General features: G+C 54.8%; 10 protein-coding genes, 4 tRNA genes and 2 rRNA genes. All 16 read right to left on the reverse strand.

Features of this window, described 5'->3' with window-relative positions; genetic code table 11:
* Positions 1-4,074 carry a DNA-directed RNA polymerase subunit beta gene (gene rpoB / locus ACA054_RS29120; RefSeq protein ID WP_497687235.1) on the reverse strand — a complete coding sequence of 1,358 codons (4,074 nt, stop codon included), beginning with the start codon at positions 4,072-4,074 and terminating at the stop codon, positions 1-3.
* Positions 4,075-4,294: 220 nt separating this feature from the next.
* Complete coding sequence (gene rplL, locus ACA054_RS29125; RefSeq protein ID WP_122846051.1) at positions 4,295-4,660, reverse strand: 50S ribosomal protein L7/L12; 366 nt, start codon at positions 4,658-4,660, stop codon at positions 4,295-4,297.
* Between the two features lie 75 nt (positions 4,661-4,735).
* A complete protein-coding gene (gene rplJ, locus ACA054_RS29130) occupies positions 4,736-5,236 on the reverse strand; it encodes a 50S ribosomal protein L10 (RefSeq protein ID WP_421137846.1) in 501 nt (166 codons plus the stop codon).
* 198 nt (positions 5,237-5,434) lie between these two features.
* Positions 5,435-6,130, reverse strand: a complete 696-nt coding sequence (gene rplA / locus ACA054_RS29135) for a 50S ribosomal protein L1 (RefSeq protein WP_003186095.1) — start codon at positions 6,128-6,130, stop codon at positions 5,435-5,437.
* Complete coding sequence (gene rplK, locus ACA054_RS29140; protein ID WP_003176435.1) at positions 6,130-6,561, reverse strand: 50S ribosomal protein L11; 432 nt, start codon at positions 6,559-6,561, stop codon at positions 6,130-6,132. The genes rplA and rplK overlap by 1 nt, the downstream gene beginning before the upstream one ends.
* A gap of 117 nt (positions 6,562-6,678) precedes the next feature.
* On the reverse strand, positions 6,679-7,212 hold the full coding sequence (nusG, locus tag ACA054_RS29145; protein ID WP_007933727.1) for a transcription termination/antitermination protein NusG: 534 nt from the start codon (positions 7,210-7,212) through the stop codon (positions 6,679-6,681).
* Positions 7,213-7,221: 9 nt separating this feature from the next.
* Entirely contained in the window at positions 7,222-7,590 is a 369-nt protein-coding gene (gene secE, locus ACA054_RS29150) for a preprotein translocase subunit SecE (RefSeq protein WP_007984402.1), read from the reverse strand.
* Positions 7,591-7,635: 45 nt separating this feature from the next.
* Positions 7,636-7,711, reverse strand: a tRNA-Trp gene (locus tag ACA054_RS29155).
* A gap of 168 nt (positions 7,712-7,879) precedes the next feature.
* A tRNA-Thr gene (locus ACA054_RS29160) sits at positions 7,880-7,955 on the reverse strand.
* A 26-nt stretch (positions 7,956-7,981) separates the two neighbouring features.
* A tRNA-Gly gene (locus ACA054_RS29165) sits at positions 7,982-8,055 on the reverse strand.
* 24 nt (positions 8,056-8,079) lie between these two features.
* Positions 8,080-8,164 (reverse strand) — tRNA-Tyr (locus tag ACA054_RS29170).
* A gap of 143 nt (positions 8,165-8,307) precedes the next feature.
* The gene (locus tag ACA054_RS29175) at positions 8,308-8,748 is read right to left on the reverse strand and encodes a hypothetical protein (protein ID WP_497687236.1); all 441 of its coding nucleotides are present in this window, start codon (positions 8,746-8,748) and stop codon (positions 8,308-8,310) included.
* Between the two features lie 7 nt (positions 8,749-8,755).
* The gene (locus ACA054_RS29180; protein WP_497687237.1) at positions 8,756-9,505 is read right to left on the reverse strand and encodes a pantothenate kinase; all 750 of its coding nucleotides are present in this window, start codon (positions 9,503-9,505) and stop codon (positions 8,756-8,758) included.
* On the reverse strand, positions 9,495-10,454 hold the full coding sequence (gene birA, locus ACA054_RS29185; protein ID WP_497687238.1) for a bifunctional biotin--[acetyl-CoA-carboxylase] ligase/biotin operon repressor BirA: 960 nt from the start codon (positions 10,452-10,454) through the stop codon (positions 9,495-9,497). The genes ACA054_RS29180 and birA overlap by 11 nt, the downstream gene beginning before the upstream one ends.
* A 137-nt stretch (positions 10,455-10,591) precedes the next feature.
* Positions 10,592-10,707, reverse strand: a 5S ribosomal RNA gene (rrf, locus tag ACA054_RS29190).
* A gap of 170 nt (positions 10,708-10,877) precedes the next feature.
* A 23S ribosomal RNA gene (locus ACA054_RS29195) occupies positions 10,878-13,771 on the reverse strand.
* Positions 13,772-13,978 lie beyond the last annotated feature (207 nt).

Here is a 13,978-nt window from a genome sequence, read left to right on the forward strand (position 1 = left end):
TTATTCGGTTTCCAGATCGATATCGATGCCGAGGGAACGAATTTCCTTGATCAACACGTTGAAGGACTCGGGCATGCCCGGCTCCATACGGTGATCGCCATCCACGATGTTTTTGTACATCTTGGTACGGCCGTTCACATCGTCCGACTTCACTGTGAGCATTTCTTGCAGAGTGTAAGCGGCACCGTATGCTTCCAGTGCCCAGACCTCCATCTCCCCGAAACGCTGACCACCGAACTGCGCCTTACCACCCAGCGGCTGCTGGGTAACCAGGCTGTACGAACCGGTAGAACGAGCGTGCATCTTGTCGTCTACCAAGTGGTTCAGCTTCAGCATGTACATGTAGCCAACGGTAACCGGACGCTCGAACTTGTTGCCGGTACGGCCGTCGGTCAGCTGCATCTGGCCGCTTTCTGGCAGGTCTGCCAGTTTCAGCATGGCCTTGATTTCGCTTTCCTTGGCGCCGTCGAACACTGGAGTGGCCATCGGAACGCCGCCACGCAGGTTTTGAGCCAGATCCAGGATTTCCTGGTCGGAGAAGTCATCGAGGCTTTCCTGACGACCGCCGATCTCGTTGTAGATCTCGTGCAGGAACTTGCGCAGCTCGGCAACTTTACGCTGCTCTTCAACCATGCGGTTGATCTTCTCGCCCAGACCTTTGGCCGCAAGGCCCAGGTGGGTTTCGAGGATCTGACCGACGTTCATACGCGAAGGTACGCCCAACGGGTTGAGGACGACGTCGACCGGGGTGCCATTGGCATCGTGCGGCATGTCTTCAACCGGCATGATCACGGAGACCACACCTTTGTTACCGTGACGACCGGCCATCTTGTCGCCCGGCTGGATGCGACGACGGATTGCCAGGTAAACCTTGACGATTTTCAGCACGCCTGGAGCCAGGTCATCGCCCTGCTGCAGTTTGCGCTTCTTGTCTTCGAACTTGTCGTCCAGCAGACGGCGACGATCAACGATGTAGGCCTGGGCCTTCTCGAGCTGCTCGTTCAGAGCATCTTCAGCCATGCGCAGTTTGAACCACTGGCCGTGCTCAAGACCGTCGAGAACTTCGTCGGTGATGTCCTGACCTTTCTTCAGACCGGCGCCGCCTTCGGCTTTGTGGCCGACCAGAGCGGAACGCAGACGTTCGAAAGTAGCACCTTCGACGATGCGGAACTCTTCGTTGAGGTCCTTGCGGATCTCGTCCAGCTGGGACTTCTCGATCGACAGAGCACGAGCATCACGCTCAACGCCATCGCGGGTGAAGACCTGCACGTCGATGACAGTACCTTTGGTACCGGTAGGTACACGCAGGGAGGTGTCTTTAACGTCGCTGGCTTTCTCACCGAAGATCGCACGCAGCAGTTTTTCTTCCGGAGTCAGTTGGGTCTCGCCTTTCGGAGTGACCTTACCGACCAGGATGTCGCCTGCGCCAACTTCAGCACCTACGTAAACGATACCGGCTTCGTCCAGCTTGTTCAGTGCAGCCTCACCCACGTTCGGGATGTCCGCAGTGATTTCCTCTGGCCCAAGCTTGGTGTCACGGGCCACACAGGTCAGTTCCTGAATGTGGATCGTGGTGAAACGGTCTTCCTGAACAACACGCTCGGACAGGCAGATGGAGTCTTCGAAGTTGAAGCCGTTCCATGCCATGAACGCGATGCGCATGTTCTGACCCAGTGCCAGTTCACCCATATCGGTGGACGGACCGTCGGCCATGATGTCGCTACGCTGAACCCGATCACCTTTACGCACCAGCGGACGCTGGTTGATGCAGGTGTTCTGGTTGGAGCGGGTGTACTTGGTCAGGTTGTAGATGTCGACACCAGCTTCGCCGGTTTCAACTTCGTCATCGGCAACACGAACCACAATACGGCTGGCGTCGACGGAGTCGATCACGCCGCCACGACGAGCCACGACGCAAACGCCGGAGTCACGGGCTACGTTACGCTCCATGCCGGTACCTACCAGCGGCTTGTCAGCGCGCAGGGTCGGTACAGCTTGACGCTGCATGTTCGAACCCATCAACGCACGGTTGGCGTCGTCGTGCTCGAGGAACGGAATCAGCGACGCAGCAACCGAAACTACCTGCTTCGGCGATACGTCCATCAAGGTGACGTCTTCCGGCGCCTTGACGGTGAATTCGTTCAGGTGACGAACAGCTACCAGCTCGTCGATCAGGACTTTCTTGTCGTTCATCGTGGCCGAAGCCTGAGCGATCACGTGATCGGCTTCTTCGATGGCGGACAGGAACACGATCTCGTCGGTGACCAGAGCGTCTTTCACCACACGGTACGGGCTCTCGAGGAAGCCGTACTGGTTGGTGCGCGCATAGGCAGCCAGGGAGTTGATCAGACCGATGTTCGGACCTTCCGGCGTTTCGATCGGGCAAACACGACCGTAGTGCGTCGGGTGTACGTCACGAACTTCAAAGCCGGCACGCTCACGAGTCAGACCGCCAGGGCCGAGTGCAGAGACACGACGCTTGTGCGTGATCTCGGACAGCGGGTTGTTCTGGTCCATGAACTGGGACAGCTGGCTGGAACCGAAGAACTCTTTCACCGCCGCAGCCACTGGCTTGGCGTTGATCAAGTCTTGCGGCATCAGGCCTTCGCTTTCTGCCATCGACAGACGCTCTTTGACCGCACGCTCAACACGTACCAGGCCAACGCGGAACTGGTTCTCGGCCATTTCGCCTACGCAGCGAACACGACGGTTACCCAGGTGGTCGATGTCATCGACGATGCCTTTACCGTTACGGATGTCGACCAGGGTCTTCAGTACCGCGACGATGTCTTCCTTGCACAGCACGCCCGAACCTTCGATCTCGGTACGACCGATACGACGGTTGAACTTCATCCGGCCGACCGCAGACAGGTCGTAGCGCTCAGGGCTGAAGAACAGGTTGTTGAACAGGGTCTCGGCAGCGTCTTTGGTTGGCGGCTCGCCAGGACGCATCATGCGATAGATCTCGACCAGCGCTTCCAATTGGTTGCTGGTGGAGTCGATCTTCAGCGTGTCGGAGACGAACGGACCGCAGTCGATATCGTTGGTGTACAGAGTTTCGATGCGAACAACCTGAGCCTTGGCGATTTTTGCCAGGATCTCGGTGTTCAGCTCGGTGTTGCACTCTGCCAGGATTTCGCCGGTTGCCGGATGCACGATGACCTTGGCGGTTGTGCGACCCAGGACGTAGTCCAGAGGCACATCCAGCTCTTTGATCCCGGATTTTTCCAGCTGGTTGATGTGGCGAGCAGTGATACGACGACCTTGCTCGACAATAACCTTGCCTTTTTCATCCTGGATATCCAGGACAGCGATTTCACCGCGCAGGCGCTGAGGCACCAGCTCCAGGCTCAGGGTCTCGCCCTTAACGTGGAATACGTTGGTGGTGTAGAACGCGTCCAGCACTTCTTCAGTGGTATAGCCGAGCGCGCGCAGCAGTACCGATGCAGGCAGCTTGCGACGACGGTCGATACGCACGAATACGCAGTCTTTCGGGTCGAACTCGAAGTCCAGCCACGAACCGCGGTAAGGAATGATGCGCGCGGAGTACAGCAGTTTACCGGAGCTGTGCGTCTTGCCACGGTCGTGGTCGAAGAACACGCCCGGAGAACGGTGCAGCTGGGAAACGATTACACGCTCGGTACCGTTGATTACGAAGGTACCGTTCTCAGTCATCAGGGGGATTTCACCCATGTAGACTTCTTGCTCTTTGATGTCCTTGATCGCTTTGTTCGACGATTCTTTGTCGAAAATGATCAGGCGCACTTTTACCCGCAAAGGTACGGCGTAAGTTACACCGCGCAATACGCATTCTTTGACATCAAATGCCGGTTCGCCCAGGCGATAACCGACGTACTCCAGCGCAGCATTGCCGGAGTAGCTGATGATCGGGAAAACGGATTTGAAGGCCGCATGCAGGCCCACGTCGCGGAACTGATCTTTAGTCGCTCCCGCTTGCAAGAATTCACGATACGAATCCAGCTGGATGGCCAGGAGGTACGGCACATCCATGACGTCCGGCAACTTGCTAAAGTCCTTGCGGATACGTTTTTTCTCAGTATATGAGTAAGCCATCAGCGTTCCCCAGCTTGGTCACCTGCTTGTTTGGCCCCTCCCGACGGGAGCAGCCAGAAAATCGTGCAAACCCCTTGGTTTGCGCCACCGCATCGGGTGGTTACAGCTCGTTACCGGCACCGACCCAGTCGGCTGCCAATAACGGAAAAAGGCCGGTGGCAAGAGCCACCAGCCATCAGCCTGTCGCTTAACGCTCGGGCTGGAGACGCAAAGTCGATGCTTACTTCAGCTCGACTTTAGCGCCTGCTTCTTCCAGAGTTGCTTTGGCTTTGTCAGCTGCGTCTTTGGCAACAGCTTCCAGAACCATGGCAGGAGCGCCGTCAACTACAGCCTTGGCTTCTTTCAGGCCCAGACCGGTCAGTTCACGTACTGCCTTGATCACGTTAACTTTCTTCTCGCCAGCTTCCAGCAGCATGACGTTGAATTCAGTTTGCTCTTCAACAACGGCAGCAGCAGCGGCAGGACCTGCCGATGCAGCAGCAGCGGTAACGCCGAATTTTTCTTCGAAAGCTTTGATCAGCTCAACAACTTCCATTACGGACATGTTGCCAACTGCTTCAAGGATATCGTTCTGAGAGATAGACATGAATCTAATTCCTGATATTGGGGACGGCCTACGCGACCATCGAAAAAAACAAAAAACGCGAGAAGTTGACGAGCCTTAGGCTGCAACAGCTTCTTTCTGGTCGCGAATTGCCGCCAGAGTACGAGCCAATTTGCTGGTAGCGCCTTGAATCACGCTCATCAGCTGAGAAATTGCTTCGTCACGGGTCGGCAGAGTTGCCAGTACGTCGATTTGGTTAGCTGCGAGGAACTTGCCCTCGAACGCAGCTGCCTTGATCTCGAACTTGTCCTGACCCTTTGCGAACTCTTTGAAAATCCGGGCAGCAGCGCCTGGATGTTCCTTGGAGAAGGCAATCAGGGTAGGGCCAGTGAACACGTCGTTGAGGACACTGAATTCAGTGTCAGCAACGGCGCGCTTGAGCAGGGTGTTACGTACAACACGTACGTAAACGCCAGCTTCACGAGCCTCTTTACGGAGTCCGGTCATCGCGCCTACTGTTACGCCACGGGCATCAGCCACGACAGCGGACAGAGCGACTTTGGCAGCCTCGTTGACTTCAGCGACGATGGCCTTCTTGTCTTCGAGTTTAATTGCCACGGGTTTAACTCCTGCTTGTTACCGTTTCATTCGATCGAAACCGAATGTCGTTTTGGTGTCTGATTCGGTAAGGAACCGGGAGCACCATCTGCGTAGGCTTGTGGTTTAAGACTTGCGTCGCCTACGGTCTTGGATAGCCCCCGCCAGGCAGGGACCCCAATTTTTCAATTGGCGCAATCGCTTGCGCCAATTTGTGTCTTACGCGTCCAGCGAGCTCTGGTCGATGACCAGACCTGGGCCCATAGTGGTGCTCAGGGTAACGCGCTTGACGTAGATGCCTTTCGAGGAAGCTGGCTTGATACGCTTCAGGTCAGCGATCAGGGCTTCAACGTTTTCCTTCAGCTTGACGGCGTCGAAGCCAATCTTGCCAACGGAAGTGTGGATGATGCCGTTTTTGTCGGTGCGATAACGAACCTGACCAGCCTTGGCGTTTTTAACCGCGGTAGCTACGTCTGGCGTTACGGTGCCGACTTTAGGGTTAGGCATCAGACCACGTGGACCGAGGATCTGACCCAGTTGACCTACAACGCGCATGGCATCCGGGGATGCGATCACTACGTCGTAGTTCAGGTCGCCGCCTTTCATTTCGGCAGCCAGGTCGTCCATGCCTACACGGTCAGCGCCGGCAGCCAGAGCGGCTTCAGCAGCTGGACCCTGGGTGAACACAGCAACGCGAACGGTCTTGCCAGTGCCGTGTGGCAGCACAGTAGCGCTACGAACGACCTGGTCGGATTTACGCGGGTCAACACCCAGGTTTACAGCAACGTCGAACGACTCGCTGAACTTGACAGTCGACAGCTCAGCCAGCAGAGCAGCAGCGTCTACAAAGTTGTAGGCCTTGCCTGCTTCGATTTTGCCGGCGATAGCCTTTTGACGCTTGGTCAGCTTAGCCATTACACACCCTCCACGTTAAGGCCCATGCTACGAGCAGAACCGGCGATAGTACGCACGGCTGCGTCCATATCAGCTGCAGTCAGATCCGCGTTTTTGGTTTTCGCGATTTCTTCCAGCTGAGCACGGGTTACAGTGCCAACCTTAACGGTGTTCGGACGAGCGGAACCGCTGGTCAGACCGGCCGCCTTCTTCAGCAGAACCGAAGCAGGGGTGGATTTGGTTTCGAACGTGAAGCTACGGTCGCTGTAGACAGTGATGATCACTGGAGTCGGCAGACCTGGCTCAAGACCCTGAGTACGGGCGTTGAAAGCCTTGCAGAATTCCATGATGTTCACGCCGTGCTGACCCAAAGCAGGACCAACAGGTGGGCTTGGGTTAGCCTGAGCGGCCTTCACTTGCAGCTTGATGTAAGCGGTAATCTTCTTGGCCATGAGGCACTCCAATTACGGGTTCAAACGCCTCGAAAGGCTCCCCGGTTACTTGCGCGTTTATCCCAGTGACGACAAAACCCCACAGCCTAAGGCTGCGGGGTTGGGATGCTTGCTCAGCTAGACCTTTTCGACCTGACTGAACTCCAACTCTACCGGGGTAGAGCGTCCGAAAATGAGCACCGCGACCTGGATCCGGCTCTTTTCGTAGTTGACCTCTTCGACCGTGCCGGTGAAATCGGCGAACGGACCGTCGTTGACACGCACCGACTCGCCTGGCTCGAACAACGTCTTCGGCTTAGGCTTGTCACTACCATCGGCGACGCGACGCAGAATCGCTTCTGCCTCTTTATCGGTAATCGGTGCCGGCTTATCGGCAGTACCGCCGATGAAACCCATCACACGAGGAGTGTCCTTGACCAAGTGCCAAGTACCCTCGTTCATATCCATCTGGACCAGCACATAACCAGGGAAGAACTTACGCTCGCTCTTGCGCTTCTGGCCATTACGCATTTCAACCACTTCTTCAGTGGGAACCAGAATTTCGCCGAAGCCATCTTCCATGCCAGCCAGCTTTACGCGCTCGATCAGCGAGCGCATGACATGCTTCTCGTAACCGGAGTAAGCATGCACAACGTACCAACGCTTAGCCACGGGACACCCTTAGCCGACAATCAAGGAAACAAGCCAGCCGAGCAGGGAATCAAGACCCCACAACAGCAACGCCATAACCAGAACAACAGCCACAACGATCAACGTGGTCTGCGTGGTTTCTTGGCGAGTTGGCCAAACGACTTTACGAATTTCAGTGCGCGCTTCCTTAACCAGTACAAAGAAAGACTTGCCCTTGACCGTCTGCAGGCCTACAAAGGCAGCTACGGCAGCAATAGCAAGCAATGCGAGTACGCGGTACAGGATCGGCGAAGCAGAAAAGTACTGATTGCCAACAACGCCAACAACCACCAAAGCGACTACTACTAGCCACTTGAGCAGATCGAAGCGCGAGCCTTGAGCTTCAGCTTTAGGAGTCATCTATGAAGATCCTGTGAAAAGAAAGCCAGACACACCGAGTGAATCTGGCAGGTCAGGAGGGAATCGAACCCCCAACCTACGGTTTTGGAGACCGTCGCTCTGCCAATTGAGCTACTGACCTAAAACAAAATCAGGCCGACCATTATGCCGGCCCGAAAAAGACTTTACAACAATTTACTCAATGGTCTTTGCGCTTCACCAGCACCGAGGCCCAACAGCAGCCCCGAACAACGAAACACAACCAGACCATTAAAACAAAGGCAGATATTTTCATATCTGCCTTGTTATATGGAGCTCTTGAGCGGATTTGAACCGCTGACCTCACCCTTACCAAGGGTGTGCTCTACCAACTGAGCTACAAGAGCGTAACACTGTGCAAAACCTGCAAACTTGGAGCGGGTAGCGGGAATCGAACCCGCATCATCAGCTTGGAAGGCTGAGGTTCTACCACTAAACTATACCCGCGAGGCTTGCAGCTCTCGCTAAAAATGGTGGAGGGGGAAGGATTCGAACCTTCGAAGTCGTAGACGTCAGATTTACAGTCTGATCCCTTTGGCCGCTCGGGAACCCCTCCTAAGCGAGCCGGCATTCTACATCATGCCAGCCTTCTGTCAAGCATTTTTCTCATTAAAATCCTGAGCTTATCTGCGTTGACCTCGCCTCACCTCGTTGACCGCTTTAGGTCTTCGCTGTGGAGCGGGCGCCATTCTATGCAAACTATTCGGTGGGTGCAACCCCCCCACACGGCATTATTTTATGTTTTAACTCATTGAATTCTTTAGAAAGGTTTATCAGCTGCAATGCATCCAGCCAACGCTTGCTTTCAGGGGCCACACGAACCCAGTACGCCGGGGGCTCAGCCGGACTTCCAGGCAGCGTCTGATACTTCACGCCCATGCCTGTCAACCTGCGCTCAAGTGCTTGCTCGACATCCTGACGAACAAAACCACCCAGATAAAGGCAATCCGCCTCTGCCTGCACCACCTTTCCTTTATCACTGGCCGCATCCGTCGCCTCACTCAAGAGACGAATGTCCTGCTGGGAGCCGCGATACAGGCTCAAGGGCGTTACGTCCTTGGCACGCAGGGGCGCCTCCTGTTGATGCCAGATGTAATAAAACACATTGAGAACGAGCAGCAGCAGAAACAACCAACGCATAAAGACCTCAGGACAAAGGGCATGCCATCGCCAAGCCGACGAACACCAGATCCGGAACCACCCGGGCCTCAGGCACTATCTCGGAGACCAACGCCGCGTCGCCACCGGTGAGGAATACCGTAAAGCTCTCCCCCCAATAACCACGCGCCATCTCCAGCTGCGTCAGCACAAACCCCCGAAGCATCAGCAGGCACCCGCGCTCAACCGCCTCGACCGTCGTGCGCCCCGGAACAAGACGCTCCAAAGCGCGCTCAGCGGCTAGATCGCCATAACGAATCTTGCGGGTATGGGTGCGCAACTGGTTTCGCATCAACGGCATCCCAGGGCATATGAAACCACCGAGATGCTCTCCGTCACCGGAAACGAAGTCCGCGGTCACCGCAGTACCGAAATCAAGCACCAGGCACGCGCCAGAAGCCAGATGAAACCCTCCGAGCAGCGCCAGCCAGCGATCGAGGCCGAGCCGCTCGAATTCTTCATAGCCGTTACGAACACCGGCCATTCCCTCGGCTGGCGCGGCACAGACCACGGAAATATCGAAGGCCGCCTTCAGCCGGGCAATCAATTCGCCGGTTTCTTCGGCAGTCCTGACACTCACCAGCCGACAGAACTTCAGCGCAAGACCATGAATCTCTTTTACACCCTCAAGCAATGCCAGATCGGAATCGACAACACCCTCTCCCACCACCTGACGGGCGTTCGCCTCGAGCACACGCCACTTGATGAAACTATTTCCGCAGTCGAGCTCAAGAATCATCACGCAACCTCAGACTCAGCTCACCGCCACTGAAGACTTTCTCCACACCACCCACCTTCAAGCGCAGCGCACCCTGACTATCGATGCCCAGCACTTCGCCATCTATTTGGTTTGCACCCGCAATCAACGACACCGCACGCCCCTGCCACAGGTGATGTTGCTCCCACTCAGCCTGGATCGCCGAAAATCCATCGGCCTGGTGGCGAGCCAGGTACTTCTGCAGCATCTCCCCCAGCTCCGCGACCAGGCGATTGCGATCAAACGCCTTGCCCGACTCCAGGCGCATGGACGTCCATTGCTGGTCGACCTCATCGGTCATCTGCATGTTTACATTAATTCCGACACCCAGCACCACGTGACAGACGTCGGCAGGATCCCCCACCAGTTCAAGCAGTATTCCGGCGATCTTCTTTTGCCCTACCAGAACGTCATTGGGCCATTTCAAACCCACACCGGGAACACCAAGCTCGCGCAAGGCCTGCATGACGGCGAGCCCCACCACAAGGCTCAAGCCTTCCAGCTGGCGCATCCCTCCTTCAACCCGCAACACCAGGCTGTAATAGATATTCTCCGCGAACGGACTGACCCATTTTCGCCCTCGGCGCCCGCGCCCCGCAGTTTGCCGCTCGGCAAGCACCAGAAAAGGTGCAGCCTGGTGCCGCTCGATGGCGCGCAGGGCTTCGGCATTGGTGGAGTCAATAGAGTCGAAGACCAGGACCGGCCAGTTACAAGTCGGAGCCAGTTGCCCTATCTCCACAGGATCAAGCAGCGTCAACGGTGCAGCCAATTGATAGCCGCGCCCTCGAACCTTGTGAATGGACAACCCCAACTCAGCCTCAAGATGCTGAAGCTGCTTCCACACAGCACTGCGGCTGATACCCAGGGCAGCGCCCAATGCTTGACCCGAATGGAATCGGCCATCCTTTAGAAGCTTTAACAACGTCAGCATGCAAGTCTCGCCTCACAATGAGGCCCGCATGATAGCCACGCCCTGAGCCGTTGCATAGAAACCCGAGGAGACAGATTTTCCTGCGGACAAAAACAAAACCCCTACCTGCATGCGCAGATAGGGGTTTTGGAATTTAATCTTGACGATGACCTACTCTCACATGGGGAAACCCCACACTACCATCGGCGATGCATCGTTTCACTGCTGAGTTCGGGATGGGATCAGGTGGTTCCAATGCTCTATGGTCGTCAAGAAATTCGGGTACTGAGTCGTGACCAGTTGGCCTCGCTTCAGCAAATTGGGTATGTGATAGCTTTGGTGTTTTGTGAGTATCTCGAACTTTCGGTTCGTTTCGTCTTCACACACCGCAATCTGGCCTCTTTCGTCTTTTCAACTAAGAGCAGCAAATTGCTTGGGTGTTATATGGTCAAGCCTCACGGGCAATTAGTATTGGTTAGCTCAACGCCTCACAGCGCTTACACACCCAACCTATCAACGTCGTAGTCTTCGACGGCCCTTCAGGGGACTCAAGGTCCCAGTGAGATCTCATCTTGAGGCTAGTTTCCCGCTTAGATGCTTTCAGCGGTTATCTATTCCGAACATAGCTACCCGGCAATGCCACTGGCGTGACAACCGGAACACCAGAGGTTCGTCCACTCCGGTCCTCTCGTACTAGGAGCAGCCCCTCTCAAATCTCAAACGTCCACGGCAGATAGGGACCGAACTGTCTCACGACGTTCTAAACCCAGCTCGCGTACCACTTTAAATGGCGAACAGCCATACCCTTGGGACCGGCTTCAGCCCCAGGATGTGATGAGCCGACATCGAGGTGCCAAACACCGCCGTCGATATGAACTCTTGGGCGGTATCAGCCTGTTATCCCCGGAGTACCTTTTATCCGTTGAGCGATGGCCCTTCCATACAGAACCACCGGATCACTAAGACCTACTTTCGTACCTGCTCGACGTGTCTGTCTCGCAGTCAAGCGCGCTTTTGCCTTTATACTCTACGACCGATTTCCGACCGGTCTGAGCGCACCTTCGTACTCCTCCGTTACTCTTTAGGAGGAGACCGCCCCAGTCAAACTACCCACCATACACTGTCCTCGATCCGGATAACGGACCTGAGTTAGAACCTCAAAGTTGCCAGGGTGGTATTTCAAGGTTGGCTCCACGCGAACTGGCGTCCACGCTTCAAAGCCTCCCACCTATCCTACACAAGCAAATTCAAAGTCCAGTGCAAAGCTATAGTAAAGGTTCACGGGGTCTTTCCGTCTAGCCGCGGATACACTGCATCTTCACAGCGATTTCAATTTCACTGAGTCTCGGGTGGAGACAGCGCCGCCATCGTTACGCCATTCGTGCAGGTCGGAACTTACCCGACAAGGAATTTCGCTACCTTAGGACCGTTATAGTTACGGCCGCCGTTTACCGGGGCTTCGATCAAGAGCTTCGCGTTAGCTAACCCCATCAATTAACCTTCCGGCACCGGGCAGGCGTCACACCCTATACGTCCACTTTCGTGTTTGCAGAGTGCTGTGTTTTTAATAAACAGTCGCAGCGGCCTGGTATCTTCGACCGGCGTGGGCTTACGCAGTAAATGCTTCACCCTCACCGGCGCACCTTCTCCCGAAGTTACGGTGCCATTTTGCCTAGTTCCTTCACCCGAGTTCTCTCAAGCGCCTTGGTATTCTCTACCCAACCACCTGTGTCGGTTTGGGGTACGGTTCCTGGTTATCTGAAGCTTAGAAGCTTTTCTTGGAAGCATGGCATCAACCACTTCGTGTTCCAAAGGAACACTCGTCATCAGCTCTCGGCCTTAGAATCCCGGATTTACCTAAGATTCCAGCCTACCACCTTAAACTTGGACAACCAACGCCAAGCTGGCCTAGCCTTCTCCGTCCCTCCATCGCAATAACCAGAAGTACAGGAATATTAACCTGTTTTCCATCGACTACGCTTTTCAGCCTCGCCTTAGGGACCGACTAACCCTGCGTCGATTAACGTTGCGCAGGAAACCTTGGTCTTTCGGCGTGGGTGTTTTTCACACCCATTGTCGTTACTCATGTCAGCATTCGCACTTCTGATACCTCCAGCAAGCTTCTCAACTCACCTTCACAGGCTTACAGAACGCTCCTCTACCGCATCATCCGAAGATGATACCCGTAGCTTCGGTGTATGGTTTGAGCCCCGTTACATCTTCCGCGCAGGCCGACTCGACTAGTGAGCTATTACGCTTTCTTTAAAGGGTGGCTGCTTCTAAGCCAACCTCCTAGCTGTCTAAGCCTTCCCACATCGTTTCCCACTTAACCATAACTTTGGGACCTTAGCTGACGGTCTGGGTTGTTTCCCTTTTCACGACGGACGTTAGCACCCGCCGTGTGTCTCCCATGCTCGGCACTTGTAGGTATTCGGAGTTTGCATCGGTTTGGTAAGTCGGGATGACCCCCTAGCCGAAACAGTGCTCTACCCCCTACAGTGATACATGAGGCGCTACCTAAATAGCTTTCGAGGAGAACCAGCTATCTCCGAGCTTGATTAGCCTTTCACTCCGATCCACAGGTCATCCGCTAACTTTTCAACGGTAGTCGGTTCGGTCCTCCAGTTAGTGTTACCCAACCTTCAACCTGCCCATGGATAGATCGCCCGGTTTCGGGTCTATTCCCAGCGACTAGACGCCCTATTAAGACTCGCTTTCGCTACGCCTCCCCTATTCGGTTAAGCTCGCCACTGAAAATAAGTCGCTGACCCATTATACAAAAGGTACGCAGTCACCCAACAAAGTGGGCTCCCACTGCTTGTACGCATACGGTTTCAGGATCTATTTCACTCCCCTCTCCGGGGTTCTTTTCGCCTTTCCCTCACGGTACTAGTTCACTATCGGTCAGTCAGTAGTATTTAGCCTTGGAGGATGGTCCCCCCATATTCAGACAAAGTTTCTCGTGCTCCGTCCTACTCGATTTCATGACTAAGAGATTTTCGCGTACAGGGCTATCACCCACTATGGCCGCACTTTCCAGAGCGTTCCGCTAATCTCAAAGCCACTTAAGGGCTAGTCCCCGTTCGCTCGCCACTACTAAGGGAATCTCGGTTGATTTCTTTTCCTCAGGGTACTTAGATGTTTCAGTTCCCCTGGTTCGCCTCTTGCACCTATGTATTCAGTACAAGATAACCATCTTATGATGGCTGGGTTCCCCCATTCAGACATCTCCGGATCAAAGTCTGTTTGCCGACTCCCCGAAGCTTTTCGCAGGCTACCACGTCTTTCATCGCCTCTGACTGCCAAGGCATCCACCGTATGCGCTTCTTCACTTGACCATATAACCCCAAGCAATCTGGTTATACTGTGAAGACGACATTCGCCGAAAATTCGATAATACTCAATTAAGAGCAACTCACAAATTTTACCTTAGCCTGATCCGTTACCAGTGAAAGTAACGTTCAGTCTATCTTTCTATCACATACCCAAATTTTTAAAGAACGAACTAGTCAAAGACTAGAAATCAACATTCACCATCGAACCGA

The sequence above is a fragment of the Pseudomonas sp. LBUM1653 genome (genome assembly GCF_059716115.1).